Source organism: Agrococcus casei LMG 22410, assembly GCF_900163565.1.
In the GTDB taxonomy this organism is placed as follows: Bacteria; Actinomycetota; Actinomycetes; order Actinomycetales; family Microbacteriaceae; genus Agrococcus; species Agrococcus casei.
The window spans coordinates 155,640-169,433 of record NZ_FUHU01000044.1 but is presented as its reverse complement, the minus strand read 5'-3'; the positions used below and the strand labels follow the sequence as shown (position 1 = coordinate 169,433).

General features: G+C 65.7%; 16 protein-coding genes. 11 read left to right on the top strand and 5 right to left on the bottom strand.

Features of this window, described 5'->3' with window-relative positions; translation table 11 throughout:
- The first annotated feature begins 25 nt into the window (after positions 1-25).
- Positions 26-844, top strand: coding sequence for a CPBP family intramembrane glutamic endopeptidase (locus CZ674_RS12020; RefSeq protein ID WP_159456986.1), 819 nt, complete (start codon positions 26-28; stop codon positions 842-844).
- Here CZ674_RS12020 and CZ674_RS12015 read toward each other — a convergent pair.
- Complete coding sequence (locus CZ674_RS12015; protein WP_086992763.1) at positions 831-1,781, bottom strand: NADP-dependent oxidoreductase; 951 nt, start codon at positions 1,779-1,781, stop codon at positions 831-833. The two genes, CZ674_RS12020 and CZ674_RS12015, sit on opposite strands and share 14 nt — an antisense overlap.
- Positions 1,782-1,884: 103 nt before the next feature.
- On the opposite strand from CZ674_RS12015, the gene CZ674_RS12010 reads away from it, so the two are divergent.
- Positions 1,885-2,610, top strand: coding sequence for a DUF998 domain-containing protein (locus CZ674_RS12010; protein ID WP_159456985.1), 726 nt, complete (start codon positions 1,885-1,887; stop codon positions 2,608-2,610).
- Here CZ674_RS12010 and CZ674_RS12005 read toward each other — a convergent pair.
- Together CZ674_RS12005 and CZ674_RS12000 are read right to left on the bottom strand one after the other, a co-directional pair.
- Entirely contained in the window at positions 2,525-3,274 is a 750-nt protein-coding gene (locus CZ674_RS12005) for an alpha/beta hydrolase (RefSeq protein WP_086992761.1), read from the bottom strand. The two genes, CZ674_RS12010 and CZ674_RS12005, sit on opposite strands and share 86 nt — an antisense overlap.
- A 2-nt stretch (positions 3,275-3,276) precedes the next feature.
- Positions 3,277-3,909: a YqaJ viral recombinase family protein gene (locus tag CZ674_RS12000; RefSeq protein ID WP_200810103.1), complete on the bottom strand. Its 633-nt coding sequence runs from the start codon at positions 3,907-3,909 to the stop codon at positions 3,277-3,279.
- 94 nt (positions 3,910-4,003) lie between these two features.
- Here CZ674_RS12000 and CZ674_RS11995 point away from each other — a divergent pair, with 94 nt between their 5' ends.
- From CZ674_RS11995 to rplL, 5 genes are all read left to right on the top strand, one after another.
- Complete coding sequence (locus CZ674_RS11995) at positions 4,004-4,747, top strand: response regulator transcription factor (protein WP_086992759.1); 744 nt, start codon at positions 4,004-4,006, stop codon at positions 4,745-4,747.
- A gap of 26 nt (positions 4,748-4,773) precedes the next feature.
- The gene (locus CZ674_RS11990) at positions 4,774-6,228 is read left to right on the top strand and encodes a sensor histidine kinase (protein ID WP_143244739.1); all 1,455 of its coding nucleotides are present in this window, start codon (positions 4,774-4,776) and stop codon (positions 6,226-6,228) included.
- 139 nt (positions 6,229-6,367) lie between these two features.
- A complete protein-coding gene (locus CZ674_RS11985) occupies positions 6,368-7,234 on the top strand; it encodes an LPXTG cell wall anchor domain-containing protein (RefSeq protein ID WP_086992757.1) in 867 nt (288 codons plus the stop codon).
- A 277-nt stretch (positions 7,235-7,511) separates the two neighbouring features.
- Positions 7,512-8,030, top strand: coding sequence for a 50S ribosomal protein L10 (gene rplJ / locus CZ674_RS11980; RefSeq protein WP_086992756.1), 519 nt, complete (start codon positions 7,512-7,514; stop codon positions 8,028-8,030).
- A gap of 32 nt (positions 8,031-8,062) precedes the next feature.
- A complete protein-coding gene (rplL, locus tag CZ674_RS11975) occupies positions 8,063-8,452 on the top strand; it encodes a 50S ribosomal protein L7/L12 (RefSeq protein ID WP_086992755.1) in 390 nt (129 codons plus the stop codon).
- Positions 8,453-8,503: 51 nt separating this feature from the next.
- Here rplL and CZ674_RS11970 read toward each other — a convergent pair whose 3' ends face one another.
- On the bottom strand, positions 8,504-8,938 hold the full coding sequence (locus tag CZ674_RS11970) for a hypothetical protein (RefSeq protein WP_086992754.1): 435 nt from the start codon (positions 8,936-8,938) through the stop codon (positions 8,504-8,506).
- Between the two features lie 63 nt (positions 8,939-9,001).
- On the opposite strand from CZ674_RS11970, the gene CZ674_RS11965 reads away from it, so the two are divergent.
- Both CZ674_RS11965 and CZ674_RS11960 read left to right on the top strand, forming a co-directional pair.
- A complete protein-coding gene (locus CZ674_RS11965; RefSeq protein ID WP_086992753.1) occupies positions 9,002-9,526 on the top strand; it encodes a DinB family protein in 525 nt (174 codons plus the stop codon).
- Positions 9,526-10,248, top strand: a complete 723-nt coding sequence (locus CZ674_RS11960) for an MBL fold metallo-hydrolase (RefSeq protein ID WP_086992752.1) — start codon at positions 9,526-9,528, stop codon at positions 10,246-10,248. The genes CZ674_RS11965 and CZ674_RS11960 overlap by 1 nt, the downstream gene beginning before the upstream one ends.
- On the opposite strand, the gene CZ674_RS11955 is transcribed toward CZ674_RS11960, so the two are convergent.
- A complete protein-coding gene (locus CZ674_RS11955) occupies positions 10,245-10,667 on the bottom strand; it encodes a hypothetical protein (protein ID WP_086992751.1) in 423 nt (140 codons plus the stop codon). The two genes, CZ674_RS11960 and CZ674_RS11955, sit on opposite strands and share 4 nt — an antisense overlap.
- Before the next feature lie 66 nt (positions 10,668-10,733).
- Between CZ674_RS11955 and CZ674_RS11950 the strand changes: the two genes are divergently transcribed.
- Positions 10,734-11,831 carry an ABC transporter permease gene (locus CZ674_RS11950; protein WP_086992750.1) on the top strand — a complete coding sequence of 366 codons (1,098 nt, stop codon included), beginning with the start codon at positions 10,734-10,736 and terminating at the stop codon, positions 11,829-11,831.
- Between the two features lie 102 nt (positions 11,832-11,933).
- On the top strand, positions 11,934-13,790 hold the full coding sequence (locus CZ674_RS11945; RefSeq protein WP_086992749.1) for an ABC transporter ATP-binding protein: 1,857 nt from the start codon (positions 11,934-11,936) through the stop codon (positions 13,788-13,790).
- Positions 13,791-13,794 lie beyond the last annotated feature (4 nt).

The following is a 13,794-nucleotide window of genomic DNA, read 5'->3' as shown; positions in this document are numbered from 1 at the left end:
AAACAACGAACGCGAAGGAGCCGCCATGCACACCAGACCCGCCCATCCGCTTCGCACCACCGCGATCTTCGTCGCAGCTGCGACCCTGCTGTGCTTCGGCATCGCGTCGCCGGTGGTCTTCGGAGCACTGCCTGAGGAGTTCGCAGGGCTGATCGTTCCCGTCGCTCAGCTCACGCCATTGCTGACAGCGCTGGTGCTGTTCTTCGTGCTGCGGCCCGGAAGGCTCAGCGATGTCTTCGCTTTGCGGTGGGGCCGCTCGTGGTCAGGTGTGGGCGTGAGCCTCGCGGCCGTCGTCGCGATCGGGCTGCTGCAGCTCGGCGCGGGGCTGGCCACGGGGCACACGCTCTCGTCCCCGGATGCGGTGCTCATTGCGGCAGCGGCGGTTCCTGTTCTGCTCGTGATGCAGAGTGTCTTTGCCGTCGGCGAGGAGCTTGGCTGGCGCGGGTGGCTGGTGACGCAGCTGCGCGAAAAGCCGTTCTGGCTGATCGCAGGGGTGTCGGCTGCGGCCTGGGTCATCTGGCATCTGCCGGCGCTGCCCCTCATCGTGGGCGACGGCGGCTGGGAGCCGGGGGCTGCCTATCTGCTTGCGATCGCATCGTGGGCGCCGTTCATGGTCGCGCTGCGACTCTGGTCGGGGTCGGTGTGGCCGGCGGTGATCGTGCACGGCGCGCTCAACAGCGTGCGGGTGTTCCTCACCCAGTCGATCGCCTCGGGGGAGGGCGTCAACTGGCTGGTGGAGCTTGCCGGCTGTGTGCTGTGGCTGGCCGCGGCTGCGGTGCTGCACTCGCGCATCCGCTCTCGTGATGCTCGCCGAAGCGAGCACGCACCGGTCAGCGCACTTTGAGCACGATCTTGCCGCGGGTGTGGCCCTCGGCCTGCTGCTGCAGCGCCTCGTTCACCTGGTCGAGCGGAAACACCGAGTCGAGATTGACCTTGACGTCGCCCGATTCGAGCAGGCGGGCGATGATCGCGAGGTTCTGGCCGTCGGGCTCGACCTTGATGTGCGAGTAGCGCACGCCAGCGGCCTCGGACGCCTCAGCGTATTCGGGCCACGAGCCTGTGGGGATGTTGAGGTACAGGCCGTCGCTCTTCAGCACGTTCAGTGAGCGCGAGCCGGTGTCGTCTTTGACATTGCCGATCAGATCGACGACGACGTCGACCTTGCCCAGCACCTCTTCGAAGCGCTGCTTGCGGTAGTCGACCACCTCGTCTGCACCGATCTCGCGCAGGTAGTCGAGACTGCTCTCAGAGCCCGTTGCGATGACGTGCGCGCCGAAGTAGCGGGCGAACTGCACCGCGAAGTGGCCGACGCCGCCGGCACCCGCGTGCACGAGGATGCGCTGGCCGGTGCGTGCGCGGGCAACGCGGACCACGGCGTCCCAGGCGGTGAGGCCGGCGCACGGAACCGCGGCCGCCTCGGCGAACGACAGCGATTCGGGCTTCTTGGCCATCTGCAGCGTCGACGCCGCGACCTTCTCGGCGTAGGAGCCCCACGCGAGCGCAGGTGACGCGAAGCCGAAGACCTCGTCGCCCGGCTGGAACTCGGACAGCTCGTACGGCGACTTGAGCACGGTGCCGGCGAAGTCGTTGCCCGGCACCCACGGGAATCGCTGGATGCCGGCGGCGACGCCCTTGCCCGCGATGGTCTTCCAGTCGATGGGGTTGATGCCCGCAGCATGCACCTGCACGAGCGCGTCGCTCATGAGCTGCAGCGGGTCACGCACCTCGGTCACCTGCGGTGTGGCATCGGGCCCGACGGATTCCAGTGTTACTGCACGCATGCCCTCCAATGTAGTCGCGACGGCCGACACGGGGGCGAGTATTGCAGATTGCGTCAGGATTTGCGCCGACAGCGGAAGCGCTCGGATTCGGTACTCTCGACAGGTGCAGATCAGCAGGATGGTGTTCGAGCGTGTGCTCGCCCTCACAGTCGCGCTCCTCGTCGTCATGGGCGCATCGATCATGGTCATGCAGCGCATCTACCACGACCGCTGGTACTACGTCTCGGAGTTCGGCGCCGCAGGGCTCGAGACAGAAGAGGACTTCAAGGTCGGGTTCACGATGCTCGCCTGCGGCATCCTGCTGGCCGCGTGGCCGCTGCGCACGGTGACTCGCACGAGCAGCGGGCGGCGGCTCTTCGTGATGCCCTGGATGACGGTCGGGCTCGCCGGGGTCTGCTTCTTCGTCGCGAGCCAGGTCAACTGCACCGAGTCATGCCCGAGCCTCGCCAACCCCGAGGCGACCACGCGCGACCTCGTGCACGTGTGGTTCGCGATCGCGGGCTTCGTCTTCGGCTGCCTCACGATGTTGCTCATGGCAGCCGCTCGCAAGGGGCGTCTGCGTCACGTGACGATCGTGGCCGCCATCGCCATCGGCGTGATCTCGGGCACGGGCGGCCTCCTGTCGCTGGCAGGCAGCACGAGCGAGCTCGGCGCCATTCTCGAGCACGTCGCAACGGGCATCGGTCTCGTGTGGCTGCTCTGGGCAGTGTTCAGCGAAGTCGGCCGCTCGCAGAGGAACTTCCTCAGCGAACTCCAACGAGATACTCGTCGAGCTGATGGCGAATCCACGCATCAGCCCCGTGAGGATCCCGCCCTCGATCAGGCGTGACGCGCTGGGCGGCTCCCAGCAGGTCGCTCCACTGGGCGGCGACACTGAGCGGATGCACGGGGTCGGTCGGGTCTGCGATCACCATCGATGGCAGGTCGAGGGTGTCGAACTCGTGCGCCTCGAACGCGGGATGCATCGGAATATCTGCGAGGCGCATCCGCCGATCTCGTGCTCCCGGCGCGGTGATCTGCCGCTCGACTTCGGTCGCGGCCGCTCGTGATGCAGACCTGATGTCGTTGTAGATGCCGGTCGTGACGAGCTTTGCCATCACCTGGTCGATGCCGGTGCCGTACGTCGTCGTGCCCAGCAGGTCGGCCAGCACCGGGTAGATCGTGAGGTGCTCCGGCAGCGTCTGGTGCGTGAACGACGGGCGGATGGCGACGAAGCGATCCATGCGGAAGACGCCCGACAGGGCGATGCGCAGGCCGACCGCGGCGCCGAGGCCGAGGCCGATGACGGTCAGCGGTGCCCCGGATGCATGCTGCGGCATTCCCTGGGCCACCTGCTGAGCGAGCCGGTAGACCGACAGGGCTTCGGCATCCGCCGGCACTGCGTTCATGCCGTGTGCGGGCAGATCGGGAGCCCACACGTCGGGCAGCTGCGGCAGCATCGATGCGAGCTGACTCGAGTCGCCGCCGAGGTCGTGCAGCACCAGCACGGTCATGATCAGTAGCCCGTCGAAGGCTGGCTCATGGCTTCGAGCAGGAGGTTGGCGCGCTTCACGAGCACGTCGATCTCGGCGTCGTTGCGGTCGATCCAGACGTACTGGGGCTCGCCCAGCGGCACGAAGTCGCGGTGCTGCTCCCAGACGAAGAGCGTGCGCTCGGCGCCGAGCACGTACTGCTGCCACCAGATCTGGCGCATGTAGTTGGCGGGAGGGCGACGGAAGGGCTTCGACGTGGTCTTGATCTCGCAGAGGATCGTGCCCTCGTCGTTGACGCCGTCGGGAGTCGCCAGGTGGCGGCGCTCCTGCTCGGCGTGGAAGAGGGCGTCGCTCGAAGTGACGCCGAATCGCTGGGCGACCCACGAGGCGATGAAGGGCTCGCGCTCGCGCCCGTGGTCGGTGTAGCGGTTGCCGCTGAATCCGCTGCCGCCGGTGCGCTTCTCCCAGGCGAGCGACTGCATCGCCTTGGGCGACGTCAGCCTGGCTGCGTCGGTGGCGGTGACGCCGGTCGCGCGCATCTTGAGCCAGGTGACGCGATCGGACGAGCGGGCGATGATGCGGGCGATGTGCGCCGCCTCGGCCGTCTCTGCAACCGTCTCGACATCCGAGAAGAGGTCGAGCTGGGGGTTGTGCATGGGCTCCATTCTGCCAGCAGCAGCGGCCGGAATGCCCCAGGCTCTCATGGATGTCGCATAGCAACTGCACAGCTATGGTTGGTTTCATAGCACCATGACCGAATCTGCACAGGATCACCTTCGCGCGCAGCCGCGGCTGACACGCCCCGACGGCTCGCCCATCCGCGTCGTCGTCGTCGACGATGAGCAGACGCTTGCCGACCTCATCTCGATGGGGCTCAAGTACGAGGGCTGGGATGTGCGCACGGCGGCCAACGGCCAGACGGCGCTGCAGGCGGTGCGCGAGTTCAGGCCCGATGCGGTCGTGCTCGACATCATGCTTCCCGACTTCGACGGCCTGCAGGTGCTGCAGCGTCTGCGGTCGGCCGGGTTCGACATGCCTGTGCTGTTCCTGACGGCCAAGGACTCGCTCGAAGACCGCGTCGCAGGCCTCACCGCAGGCGGCGACGACTACGTGACCAAGCCCTTCGGCATAGAAGAGGTCGTGGCGCGGCTTCGCGGCCTGATCCGCCGCAACGCAGCCACTGCCGAGGAGTCGAGCGTGCTGTGGGTCGGCGACCTCATGCTCGACGAAGACAGCTACGAAGTGCAGCGAGGAGGCACTTCCGTTGATCTGACGGCCACCGAGTTCGAGCTGCTGCGCTATCTGATGCGCAACCCCCGTCGAGTGCTGTCGAAGGCCCAGATCCTCGACCGTGTCTGGTCGTACGACTTCGGCGGGCGCGCATCCGTCGTCGAGCTCTACATCTCGTATCTGCGCAAGAAGATCGACACACTCGGCGAGCCGATGATCCACACCGTGCGCGGTGTCGGGTACCAGATCCGCCCAGCGTCATGAGTGTGGGGGCGGCTGCGAGGCGATCGGTGGCGACATCGCGCTTCGCCACGTGGTCGCTGCGAAAGCGGCTGCTGTTCGTGACGATCGCGCTCTTCACGCTGCTCACGCTCATCGTCTCGATCGCCAGCGTCGCTGTCATGCGACAGGTGATGCTGCAGCGGCTCGACGACTCGCTGGCCGACTTCGGCGCCCGCGTGCAGGGACAGGCGCTCGACGCCCTCTACACGCAGTCGCCCAACATCGCACCCGATCCGCGCGGCGGCCCTGGCGCCATCGCGGTGCTGCAGTACGAGGGGCAGACGCAGTTCGCCTACTACGTGACCGGCGACAACACCGCTGAAGAGCTCAGTGCGATGCAGGTCGCGCGCATCACCGGTGGAGCGGGTGCGCCGTGGCAGTCGCACACCGTCTCGATGGACCTGCGCGGCGACTACCGCGTGCTCGAAGTGCCGCTGGCCGACGAGATCCCAGAGATGCGGCTGTTCGTGGCGTTGCCGATGTCTGAGATGAACCAGACCATGCTGGCCATGACCATGGTCATCGTCACGAGTGCGATCGCGGGGGCAACGCTGCTGGTCGCGCTCGCCGACGTCACGATCCGAAGGGCGATGCGGCCGCTGACGAGCGTCGTGGCCGCGACCGAGCGCATCTCGCAGCTGCCACTCGATTCGGGCGACGTGCACCTGACCACGCGCGTCAGCATCAGTGATCCCGCAACCGAGGTGGGGCGAGTCGGCGAAAGCGTCAACCGCATGCTCAACCACCTCGAGACCTCGCTTGAAGCGCGTGCGGCGAGCGAGAACCGCATGCGGCAGTTCGTTGCGGATGCGTCGCACGAGCTGCGAACACCGCTTGCTGCGGTGCGCGGCTATGCCGAGATCACCCGGCTGCACGAGCGCGACATGAGCGACGACGCGCAGCTGTCGCTGCAGCGCATCGAGTCGGCGGCGAACCGCATGGCCGCTCTCGTCAATGACTTGCTGCTGCTGGCACGGCTCGATGAGGGCCGCGAGGTCACGCTCACCGAGGTCGACCTGTCGAAGCTCGTCGTCGAATCCGTTGCCGACGCCCAAGCGGCCGGCCCGACGCACCCCGTCTCGCTCGAGCTCTCTGACGCGCCCGTGACGGTGCATGGCGACCTGTCGCGCCTGCAGCAGGTGTTCGGCAACCTGCTCGCCAATGCGCGGGTGCACACCCCCGATGGCACACGGATCGAGGTCAGTGTCGAGACTGAAGGGGAGGATGCGGTGGTCGTCGTCGCCGACAACGGCCCGGGGATCGGCGAGGAGCTGCAGAATCGCCTCTTCGGCAGATTCGTTCGCGGCGACGCGTCGCGCTCGCGAGCTGCTGGCTCTTCTGGGCTCGGGCTTGCCATCGTGAAGGCCCTCGTCGAGGCGCACGGCGGCACGATCACTGCCGCGAACCGCGATGACGGCAGCGGAGCCAGGTTCACCGTTCGCCTGCCGATGACTGCCGAGTAGCGCTCTCCACAGCCACGCACTCTGCACAGCCGCGCATCCGCTCTGGAGTGCGACCCCTGCTGCCCGCGATGCTTGCCGCGTTCAACACAAAGCAAGACGCAGGCAGGGCCGCGTCGCGAATCAGGTGAGGAGATCGCCGATGCGATCGAAATTGGTGAAGAAGGCTGTGGCGGTCGCTGTCGCAGCGGTGGCTGCCGTCGCAGGTGTCGGTGCACTGACTGGGGGAGCGCCGTATGTCGAGCCGCCGAAGAGCGACGGCGACTACGTGCTCGCGCTCTGGAAGGGCGATGAGTCGCAGCGTCTGCCCATGTTTCCGCAGACGCTGATCGCGTCGATCAAGACCGACGATGCGTCGCTTGACCAGCTCGATGACGAGGCGATCGAGTGCGGCATCTACCAGCTCGACCTCTACAACAACAGCGCGAAGACGCGAGACCTGCTGGCCGGCACGGTCATGCACGGACCCGGTCGCCCGCATGCCGACTATGCCTCAGTCGACGAGCACAGTCGGGTGTTCACCGTGAAGGAGTGCCCAGAGCAGCTGGTCGAGACGGGGGATCCGGCGTTTCCGACCTTCGTCGACGACTGCGGCGTGACCGGTGATGCGATCGTGCTGCCTGAGGTCGAGCATGTTGAGTACACGGTGACGGATGCGCGGGTGCACGGCGTCGGGCAGGTTGCGGTCGAGGCTGCGGCGGCAGATGGCTATGTGCTGCCCGAGGGCGTCGAAGTGCGGTGGACGTTCTCGTTCACCGACCAGCCGTGCGAAACGGTGCCTGCTGTGGAGGAGCCTGTTGTTGAGGAGCCTGTTGTTGAGGAACCGGTCGTTGAGGAGCCTGCTGACTCTGCAGAGCCCGCTGAGCCGGTTGTCGAGGCGGCTGCCGAGCCCGAGACGCTGCCCGACACCGGGTTCGATGTTGCCGGCGTCGGTGTGATCGGCGGAGTCGTGATGCTGACGGGTCTGGCACTCGTGTTCGCACGCAGACGGATGGGCTGGGGCGCCTGACGGGTGCGGCTTGCGGTGCGGAGGGGTCCCGAGTGGGCTCCTCCGCATTTGCGTGTCAGCACGGCGAAAGCGGGCGCTTGCGCATCGGGTCGCGCATCCCCTAGAGTAGGCAGGTACCAAAGACCGCTGGTTGCGATCGTGCTTGCACGATTGTCGAAGGATCACGAAGTGTGACAGCCCGCGCAGGTGAGATTCAAGTCAGCTCTGGCGTGCATCCTCCTGCACGGGCCAGAGCTTTTTTCGTGAGCCGGGTTCCAGCACTGAAGCAAGGAGCACCATGGCGAACAAGCAAGAAGCAGTCGCCGAGCTCGCGGACCTGTTCGCGAACTCCAATGCAGTGCTGCTGACCGAGTACCGCGGACTCTCTGTAGGCGAGCTCAAGCAGCTGCGCCGTTCCATCAGCGAGCACGCGACGTACGCTGTGGTGAAGAACACGCTCTCCAAGATTGCGGCAAACCAGGCAGGCATCTCTGCCTTCGACGAAGACCTCGTCGGCCCGTCGGCAATCGCATTCGTGCACGGTGACCCTGTCGCCGTCGCGAAGGAGCTGCGCAACTTCGCCAAGGCGAACCCTCTCCTGGTCGTGAAGAACGGTTACTTTGACGGTAACCCGATCTCCGCAGAAGAGGTCAACAAGCTCGCCGAGCTCGAGTCCCGTGACGTCATGCTGGCAAAGCTGGCTGGCGCCTTCAAGGCCTCGCTGTTCGGAGCAGCATACCTGTTCAACGCACCCGTCGCTCAGGCAGCTCGCGCTGTCGACGCGCTGCGTGCAAAGAAGGAGTCCGAGGCCGCCTAGGCACTCGGCTAGTTACCCATTAGGAGATAAAGATGGCAAAGCTGTCGACCGAAGAGCTGCTTGCAGCATTCGAGGAACTCACCCTCATCGAGCTGAACGATTTCGTGAAGGCTTTCGAGGAGAAGTTCGAAGTTACCGCTGCTGCACCCGTCGCTGTTGCAGGTGCTGCACCCGCTGCTGGCGCTGAGGCTGAGGCTGCTGAAGAGCAGACCGAGTTCGACGTCATTCTCGAGTCGGCTGGCTCGGCGAAGATCCAGGTCATCAAGGCTGTTCGCGCGATTGACTCGTCGCTCGGCCTCGGCGACGCAAAGGCACTCGTCGACGCTGCTCCCAAGGCAGTGCTCGAGGGCGCCAACAAGGAAGACGCCGACAAGGCGAAGGAAGCACTTGAAGAGGCTGGCGCAACCGTCACCGTCAAGTAGTCACTTCTGCTTGTGAGAAAGGGAGTCGCTTCGGCGGCTCCCTTTCTGCATCTACACCTCTACTGTGATGGGCGCGTACTCTGGAATGTCGCCGCAGTCCTCACCCTCCTTGATGGGGTGATACGTGATGTCGGCCTCGAACGTTCCGAGGTCGATCTTCTCGCCATCAACGATCGCGACGAGCCTGAATTCTTCGGGCATCCAGCGAATGACCGAGAACGACCAGGTGCTCCCCTCGCCCTGTTTGAACGTATAGAGGTCACCGACCTCAGACGCGGCCGGGATCTCTTCGTCGGTCGAGCACGCGATCTCGTCGCAGATGCCGATCGCCTCGACGTGCTTGTCGGTCTCGACCGTGACAGCGACGATGACGTCAAAGTCGACGAGCGGGCACGTCGGTTCAGACGTGCCGGATGCACATCCGGTCAGTGCGACAAGGGTGGATGCGGTGGCGAGCGTCAAGAACGGAGCACGTCGGGAGAGCATGGTGCGAGCGTATCCATGACATCTGATCGATGGCCGCCAGCCGCCTGCATCTAGGCTGAATGCATGAGCGAAGCAGCCCAGGTGACCACGCCAGATTCCGCGGAGCATTTTGCCCAGGAGCCCGTGGGACAGCTGGTGACATTCATCGAACAGCACCGCGCGATGATCGCCTCGGCGCTCGACGGGCTCACTGAGGACGAGGCGCGCCTGAAGCTCGTTCCGTCGAAGACCACGCTGCTCGGGCTCGCGAAGCACGCTGTTTTCGTTGAGCGCGTCTGGTTCGAGGAGGCCTTTGATGGTCTTCCGCGCTCTGAATCAGGTCTCGTGGCCGGGCCCGATGAGTCGTTCGATCTGGCTCCCGAAGACTCCATCGACTCGATACGCGCGGAGTTCGAAGCTGCTGTTGCTCGGTCGAGAGCACGGTGCAGGGGGATGGGCGCGGACGACGTCGTGACGGGCAACCGGCGAGGACCGCTGCCGCTTCGCTGGATCCTCATGCATGTGCTTCGCGAGCATGCCCAGCACTGCGGTCACATCGATGTCCTGCGCGAGATCATCATCGCCAGACGCACGGCCGGAGCAGCCTGATGCTTGAGCGAGCAGCAGAAGGCGTCGACCGCTGGGTCATGCCCGAAGCGGCGATGAACGCGTACGTCATCGCGTCGGCAGGGGAGGCGCTGGTGGTCGACCCTGGCACGCTGCCGTCTCGCGCATCCGCGCTTCGTGAGGCGATCGAAGCTCGTGGTGACCGCGTCGTCGGCGTCGTGGTGACGCACGCGCACTGGGATCACTTCTTGGCGATGGAGACGTTCTCGGATGTTCCGTCGTTCGCGCATCCGGCTGCGATCGAGCACATTCACGCCCACCCCGACGAGCACAGGGCGGCTGCGGTGGCGAGTCTGCATGAGGGCACGGAGCAGGGCACGGAGGTTGAACTGTGGCGGATGCAGGTGCCGGCGCCCAGCGTGCCGATCGAGCGGGAGCACGCGCTGCTGGTCGGAGACCTGCGGGTGACCCTTGAGCCACTCGACGCCGCGCACACGGCAGGCGATCTGCTGGTGCACGTCGACCCCGTCGACGTCACGATCACCGGTGACGTTGTCGAAGTGGGCGCGGATCCACAGTGGGATGCGGAGTCCGATCTGCGCGGCTGGCTGTCAGTGCTCACGCACCTGCGAGTGCACGGTCGAACCACGCTGCTGCCCGGCCACGGCGACCCGGCTGACGGGGCACGGCTCGAACATCACCGGCGGCTGTTCGATGCGCAGCTTGCCAGCTCGGAGCTGCCGGAGGGTGACGCCGCCGACTAGAACTCCATCTCCACGGTCGCGGTTGCCGGGCCACCGCATCCGGGTGCGACTTCGTCGGTGACGCTCCAGTCGGGTTCGATCGGATACTCGTTGGCGACCGTGCCGTCGGATGCGAGGCCGCGAAGCAGCACGGCGGCCGGAGTCCACATGCCCATGTCGAACTGCCAGGTGCCGTTGCCGAGATCGGTCGCCTGCACGCCAGCCAGTGGGGAGTCGCCGAGATCCTCGTCGCTCATGCAGTGACCCCGGAAGCAGAGCTCGAGCGCAGTGATTCGGTCCTGCTTGTCGGTGAGTTCGACGGTGAGGGTGTCGTTCCAGCCGATGGCGGGGCAGTTCGCGCCTTGGCAGGCAGTCATGCCCAAGACTGCAACCAGTGCGAACGCGCCCGCGAATGCGGTTCTGCTCAGCCGTGACCTCATGTGGGCGATTCTATCGATGCCCTACAGTCGCGGAGCGAGCGTTGATGCTGTTGCATCGTAGACAGGGTGACTGCAGTGTGGGCTCTTGGGCGATCACTGCTGATCGATGCGTGGCGCAAACTGTGGCGGCCGGTTGTGCCGACACTTGTGCTCGCCGGTGTTGTCGCGGCCGCCGCGATCGCGATCTTTGCGACGACAGGGCTCGCGATGGCGAGCCAACAGCGCACGCTCGACCTCATGAACTCCCCAGAAGGGCGCCTCATCACGATTGTCGATTCGCAAGGCGGCGCCGACATGGATGCTCGCAGCGTCGAGCAGCTCGCAACCCTGACCGGGGTGGAATGGGTGCTGGCGGCCGGGCCCGCGAAAACCGTGCATGCTGGCGGATTCGACGGCGGCGAAGGCGTGACGGCACGTCACGTGTTCGGTGATGTCTCACAAGTCGCCGAGGGTCTCGACGGTCGGCTGTTGGCACCGGGTCAGGCTGTGGCCTCGGCCGACGTCATTGAGCGGCTGGGGCTAGTCGACGGTGTGGGCTTCGTCACCGGCGGACTGGATGCCGACATCGTAGAGAGCGTGCACGTCGCTGACCCGCTCGGATCGTGGAATGACGAAGTCCTGATCGCAGCCGACACAGGTCAGGTGCTGACGATCTTCGTCAGCGTCACCAGCTTGCAGCAGCTCGAACAGGTGCAGGCGGCGACACGAGGGCTGCTGATTGCCGAACGGCCGCACGAGGCGACGATCACGACCAACGAAGCGCTCGTCGGACTTTCCTCCGATGTGTCCGACGAGCTGGCCGCATCATCTCGGCAGACGGTGTCGGCGCTGCTGGCGATCGTTGCACTGCTGGTGGCGGCAGTGCAGTTCGGCAGGGTGTCCGCGACCGCGAAAGACATCGGCCGCCGGCGCGCGCTCGGCGCAACCAGATCGTTGATCGTCTCGAGCGTGCTGGTGTCGGCTGCCGCAGCTGCGGTCATCGGTGCTGTTGTCGGCACGCTCATCGGATGCGGCATCACCTTGGCCCTGACCGGCAGCGTGCCTCGGGCGGGGTTCATTCTGAGCATCCCGGTGCTCCTGATGATTGCCGCGTTGCGCGGCGGCGCATTGCCAGCCATCCGCGCATCCCGCCTCGATCCCGTCGCGATTCTGCGGGTCCCCTAAGCCCGATTTGGGGTCGAAAAAGTCTGGCAAAGTACTGTACTTTGCCAGACTTTTTCGACCTAAAAATTGGGGAGGGGCGGGGTCGACTAGTGTTGGGCACAGATGAGCATGGGGATGGGCGGTCGCGGCGGCAGGGTCGGCGCACGCGACGAAGCGGTACAGCGAGCCGCGAATCAGAGCGCCCCGAAAGTGGCGAACCTCGGCGGACGCATAGCCGAGCTGTTCAGGCCTCACCGCGGCAAGGTCATCGTCATCATCGTGCTGGTGCTGGCTGTCGCGACGATCCAGGTGTTTCCGCCGCTGCTGATCCAGCGAGTGTTCGACGAGGCGCTGTTCCCCGCATCCGGCGTCGTGAACATGCCGCTCTTGCTGCAACTGCTCGCCATCATGGTGACCCTGTGGGTGGTCTCGGCCGGCATCGGGGTTGCGCAGTCGCTGCTCACCGCCCGCGTCGGCAACTCGGTCATGGGCGAGCTTCGTACGAAGCTCTTTGACCACCTGCAGCGCATGGAGCTCGCGTTCTTCACCCGCACGAAAACGGGTGTGATTCAGTCGAGGCTGCAGAACGACGTCGGCGGTGTGGCGGGCGTGCTGCAGAACACGGTCTCGAGCGTAGTCGGCAACACCGTCACCGTGATCGCGAGCCTCATCACCATGATCGTGCTGTCGTGGCAGCTGACGCTCGTGGCGATTGTGCTGATGCCGATCCTGGTGATCGCGCAGCGCAGGGTCGGTCAGATCAGGGCACGCATTGCCACGCAGACGCAGGAATCGCTGAGCGACATGACCGCGATCACGCAGGAGGCGCTCAGCGTCTCGGGCATTCTGCTGGCCAAGGCCTTCGGGCGCCAGGGCGACGAGTCGAAGCGCTACGCCGACGAGAACGACCGCCAGGTCGGGCTGCAGGTGCGCCTCGCCATGAGCGGCCAGATCTTCTTCGCGATCGTCAACGTGATCATCTCGATCCTGCCCGCCATCATCTACCTGGTCGCCGGCTTCATCATCACGGGTGGCAACGCGATCGTCACTGCGGGAACCCTGGTGGCGTTCACCACGGTGCAGGCAAGACTGCTCATGCCGATGATGGGCCTGCTTCGTGTCGCGCTCGACCTGCAGACCTCGGGTGCGCTGTTCGCCCGCATCTTCGAGTACCTCGACCTCAAGCCGGCCATCGAGCCGCCGGCAGACCCCAAGCCTGTCGACGAGCGACGGATGGGCGAAGTCCGGTTCGACAGCGTCACCTTCCGTTACCCAGACGCGACACCAGATGAGCGATCGACGCTTGCCGGTGTCTCGTTCACCGTCTCACCGGGCACCTTCGCGGCATTCGTCGGGCCCTCGGGAGCCGGCAAGACGACGATCGGCTACCTCGTGCCGAGGCTCTACGACGTCACCGACGGAGCGGTGCGCTTCGCAGGCGTCGACGTGCGAGACGTCGACCCCGAGACGCTGACCGACAACATCGGCATCGTGAGCCAGGAGCCATACCTCTTCCACGCCTCTATCGCCGAGAACCTCCGCTACGCGAAGCCTGATGCGACCGAAGACGACCTCGTGCGGGCATGCCGCGATGCGAACATCCTCGAGACGATCGACCGGTTTCCCGACCGTTTCGAGACAGTCGTGGGGGAGCGCGGCTACCGCTTGTCGGGCGGAGACAAGCAGCGCATCGCGATCGCACGCGTGCTGCTGAAAGACCCCGCTGTGCTCGTGCTCGACGAGGCGACAAGCGCACTCGACACGGTCTCTGAACGGGTCGTGCAGCAGGCGCTGGACGCCGCATCCCGCGGACGCACCGTGATCGCAATCGCCCACAGGCTCTCGACGGTGCAGCATGCCGACGAGATCCACGTTGTCGATGCCGGCCGCATCGTCGAGAGCGGCACGCACGATGAGCTGCTTGCGGCCCAGGGCGCCTACTTCGAGCTGTCGCAGGCGCAGCGCCAGTTCGATCGCTGAAGAA

Coding starts and splice junctions, on each gene's coding strand:
- CZ674_RS12020 (WP_159456986.1), top strand. CDS start 26: ATGCACACCAGACCCGCCCATCCGCTTCGCACCACCGCGATCTTCGTC.
- CZ674_RS12015 (WP_086992763.1), bottom strand. CDS start 1,781: ATGCGTGCAGTAACACTGGAATCCGTCGGGCCCGATGCCACACCGCAG.
- CZ674_RS12005 (WP_086992761.1), bottom strand. CDS start 3,274: ATGACCGTGCTGGTGCTGCACGACCTCGGCGGCGACTCGAGTCAGCTC.
- CZ674_RS12000 (WP_200810103.1), bottom strand. CDS start 3,909: ATGCACAACCCCCAGCTCGACCTCTTCTCGGATGTCGAGACGGTTGCA.
- CZ674_RS11995 (WP_086992759.1), top strand. CDS start 4,004: ATGACCGAATCTGCACAGGATCACCTTCGCGCGCAGCCGCGGCTGACA.
- CZ674_RS11985 (WP_086992757.1), top strand. CDS start 6,368: ATGCGATCGAAATTGGTGAAGAAGGCTGTGGCGGTCGCTGTCGCAGCG.
- rplJ (WP_086992756.1), top strand. CDS start 7,512: ATGGCGAACAAGCAAGAAGCAGTCGCCGAGCTCGCGGACCTGTTCGCG.
- rplL (WP_086992755.1), top strand. CDS start 8,063: ATGGCAAAGCTGTCGACCGAAGAGCTGCTTGCAGCATTCGAGGAACTC.
- CZ674_RS11970 (WP_086992754.1), bottom strand. CDS start 8,938: ATGCTCTCCCGACGTGCTCCGTTCTTGACGCTCGCCACCGCATCCACC.
- CZ674_RS11965 (WP_086992753.1), top strand. CDS start 9,002: ATGAGCGAAGCAGCCCAGGTGACCACGCCAGATTCCGCGGAGCATTTT.
- CZ674_RS11960 (WP_086992752.1), top strand. CDS start 9,526: ATGCTTGAGCGAGCAGCAGAAGGCGTCGACCGCTGGGTCATGCCCGAA.
- CZ674_RS11955 (WP_086992751.1), bottom strand. CDS start 10,667: ATGAGGTCACGGCTGAGCAGAACCGCATTCGCGGGCGCGTTCGCACTG.
- CZ674_RS11945 (WP_086992749.1), top strand. CDS start 11,934: ATGAGCATGGGGATGGGCGGTCGCGGCGGCAGGGTCGGCGCACGCGAC.